Raw genomic sequence first — 3,627 nt, 5'->3', positions numbered from 1 at the left:
GTGATGCTCGTTGGCATAGTGAAATACATCGATCCACCAATTTGGGGATGGAAGATCAGCCGCATAATTTCTCCTCCTGAAGGATTTCCTGAAGAGAGTCAAAATGAATGGGTGCCTTTGAGTGATATTTCTAAACACATTCAACTGGCCGTGATTGCGACAGAAGATCAAAAGTTCCCGACCCATTACGGAGTGGATTTTGATTCCTTGTTTAAAGTGATCTCAGAGTCTGGCGAGAACGGTCCCTCTCGCGGTGCGAGCACGATTACTCAGCAAACTGCAAAGAACGTGTTTCTGTTTCCTTCACACTCTTATGTGCGCAAAGCGTATGAGCTTTATTTTGCTCTGCTGATGGAAGCAATGTGGAGTAAAAAACGCATTCTTGAAGTGTATTTGAATGTGGTGGAGTTTGGTCCAGGTATTTATGGCGCGGAAGCCGCTGCGCAAAACTACTTTGGTATTCCTGCTAAACAACTTTCAACACGCCAAGCAGCAAGGCTTGCGGTGGTGCTGCCAAATCCGTATCGCATCAAAGTTTACCCTCAGACTTCTTACACCATCAGCCGCGTCAATTGGGCGATGAGACAAATGCGTAACCTTGGTAGCGTTCAGCTTTAAACTCCTTTTTACCCTGCTCATAAGTAGAACTACGCCCCCATAAAAGCAAAATGTGAAGCGTCACAAGCTTTAGGGCGTAGCTTTTCAGAATGATGTGCTCAGTTTTTCATCCATTTACTATTAGTGTGAATAAAACTACAACACGAATACTGCGCCTATGCGCAACCAATGGACTGAACGATGAAACTGAATCTGATTACGACGACCTTATTGCTTGCATCGGCAAGTGCCATCGCCGAGCCAAACATCACCATTTCTACCACGACCAACAGCCGTGACTTTCCTTTAAGTGCAGAGCAACCTTTGGTTGTGCCCTTAACCAAAGACGGATACACGCTCAAAATCACGGGTGTTGAAGGCGACTGTGTCGCGCCTGATGGTCAGAAGGTCAAATTCAACAAACCTATCGCGCTGAACTGCGGAAAACCAACAGAACTGCCGTTAAAAATCCGTTTTACTGGCGATTACTCTTTTGCTTTTGATGCGGAAGCCAAAACTCTACGCTTCAAGCGTGAACCTAAGAAAGCTGCCAAGACAGAATTCAAACGCCCAATCCCACAAGTGCAATGTGAGGTTTACCAAGGCGGCGAAGTCACCATCGCGCTGGGTGACAGTTTCCCCGATGGCACCAAGTTGCGTGATGCCTATTCTGGTCAAATGGTCGAAGTAAAAGATCAGCAAGTATCGCTGACACCAAGCAAAGATTCCGGCGGTTTGGTGCTACTAGAGCCAGTGAAGAAAACCAAAGAAGCAGTACCGTTTGATTACCGTAATGCCAACATTTACTTCGTGATGGTCGACCGTTTTAACAATGCCGATACCAGCAATGATAACAGCTATGGGCGCAAGAAAGACGGCAAAGAAGAGATTGGTACCTTCCACGGTGGTGACCTAAAAGGCGTGATCGAAAAGCTAGATTACATCAAGAGCCTAGGTACAGATGCAATTTGGCTGTCGCCAATCGTTGAGCAAGTGCACGGTTTTGTGGGCGGCGGCGATAGCGGCTCATTCCCATTTTACGCTTACCACGGTTACTGGACGCGTGATTTCACCAAGATTGATGAGAACTTCGGTAACGAAGATGACCTGAAAAAGCTGGTGGAAGAGGCACACAAACGTGGCCTTAAAGTATTGATGGACGCAGTAATCAACCACACCGGTTACTCAACGTTAGCCGATTTGCAATTTGATGGTATTGAGGTGTTAAAACCAAACGCTGAACTACCTAAGAAGTGGGGGGATTGGCAACCAAAAGCGGGTGAAAATTGGCATAGCTACCACCAGAATATTGATTACCAGAGTCCAAACTGGGCGAAATGGTGGGGCGGTGACTGGATAAGAACAGGTCTACCGGGATACCCAGCTCCGGGCAGCAGTGATATCACCATGTCATTGGCGGGTTTGCCTGACTTTATCACTGAATCAGACAAAGCCGTGAAGCCAGCTCAATGGCTATTGGATAACCCTGGCACTCGCGTTGAGGCGCGTGATAATTACACCGTCTCGGACTACCTAATTGAGTGGCAAACTGATTGGGTGAAACGCTTTGGTATTGATGGTTACCGTGTCGACACGGTGAAGCACGTTGAAGGCGATGTGTGGAAACGCTTGAAAGAAGAGGCATCAAGCAGCCTTGAGCAATGGCGTAAAGAGAACGGTAAGTCAGGTCAGCCATTCTGGATGATGGGTGAAGTATGGGGACATACCGCATATCGCAGTCCTTACTTTGACGATGGCTTTGATGCGTTGATTAACTTCGACATGCAGAAGAAGTTAGACAAAGGCGCGGCGTGTTTCAGCCAAATGGCAGACACCTACCAAAGTTACGCAGATACTATCGCCAATGAAAAAGACTTCAACCCAGTGAGCTACATGTCTTCTCACGATACCGAGCTGTTCTTCTCTCGCTTCAAAGATTACGGCATGCAGCGTAACGCCGCGAATGCACTGCTTCTGAGCCCTGGTGCTGTTCAGGTTTACTATGGTGATGAAGTTGGTCGTAACATTGGTCCTTACGCGGACGATTTCCACCAAGGCACTCGTTCTGACATGGTATGGAAGCTATCTGATGAGAAGCAAGCGCTGCTCAAACACTGGCAAACTCTTGGTCAGTTCCGTAAAGCGCACCCAGCGATTGGTGCGGGTCAGCATCACGTGATTGAACAAGAAGGCGCGTACGTGTTCTCTCGCTCGCTTGGCAATGACAAAGTCATTGTGGCGTTTGTGGGTCGCGAAAAGTAGTTAGAACTTCGTTTTAAGCCTAGATAGAAAAAGCCCTTCCTTGAGTTATCAGGGAAGGGCTTTGTTGTTTTAGTTCGCCAGTTCTTGGTCGATGACTTTTTCTAGCTCGTCAAACGGCACATAGCCAGGAATGACTTGATCATTAATGATCAACGCAGGCGTGCCGCGTAAACCAAGTTGCGTGAAATACTGATAGTTTTTATCAAGCAACGCCTTGGTCTCTTTGTCGTCGACAAGCTGCGCTTCTGTCCCCGTTTTTTTCGCGATTTGATTTAAGGAACGTGCGTCATGTGCGCCCGGTTTTTTCACCAATAACTCATGCACTTGTTCGTACTTATCTCGCTGGTTTTGCCAAACATTTAATGCGTAACTTGCCGAGTTGTAGCCGTTTTTCTCGTATTGTTCTTTAAAAGAGACATTGAGGTTAAGCACTTTTACCTGCGGATATTCCTTACCAACTTTGACCAGCTCTCCTTCTAAACGTTTACAAAAAGGGCAGCTGTAGTCTGTTACGTTAATAATGGTTAACTCAGGGTTTTCAGCACCAAAAGAGGAATGTTTGCCATCACTTAGATATTGACGAACCTCCTTCAAGGTGTCGCCAAATGACTGTTGATACGCAATGTACTCTTGAAGGTTTTGGTGCAATGAATCAAGAATTTGAGGGTTTTCTTTTAGTATCTGAGTAACTTCCTCTAGCTTTTGTTCTGCGGTCTTTTCTGATGCGAAAGATACGGCAGATACGATAGCCATCGTTAACGCCAAAAG

At 46.5% G+C, this 3,627-nt stretch carries 3 protein-coding genes; 2 read left to right on the top strand and 1 reads right to left on the bottom strand.

Annotated features, from left to right (window positions below; genetic code table 11):
* The coding region (gene mtgA / locus CAG68_RS00340; protein ID WP_237667816.1) for a monofunctional biosynthetic peptidoglycan transglycosylase at positions 1-618 on the top strand (618 nt) is incomplete at its 5' end.
* Positions 619-798: 180 nt separating this feature from the next.
* Entirely contained in the window at positions 799-2,859 is a 2,061-nt protein-coding gene (locus CAG68_RS00335; RefSeq protein ID WP_161440635.1) for an alpha-amylase, read from the top strand.
* A 69-nt stretch (positions 2,860-2,928) separates the two neighbouring features.
* Here CAG68_RS00335 and CAG68_RS00330 read toward each other — a convergent pair whose 3' ends face one another.
* The gene (locus tag CAG68_RS00330) at positions 2,929-3,612 is read right to left on the bottom strand and encodes a DsbA family protein (RefSeq protein ID WP_443083844.1); all 684 of its coding nucleotides are present in this window, start codon (positions 3,610-3,612) and stop codon (positions 2,929-2,931) included.
* Positions 3,613-3,627 lie beyond the last annotated feature (15 nt).

The organism is Vibrio sp. V42_P2S4T144, assembly GCF_009904715.1.
In the GTDB taxonomy this organism is placed as follows: Bacteria; Pseudomonadota; Gammaproteobacteria; order Enterobacterales; family Vibrionaceae; genus Vibrio; species Vibrio alginolyticus.
The sequence above is the reverse complement of the archived record's forward strand: the minus strand, read 5'-3'. Positions and strand labels throughout refer to the sequence as shown.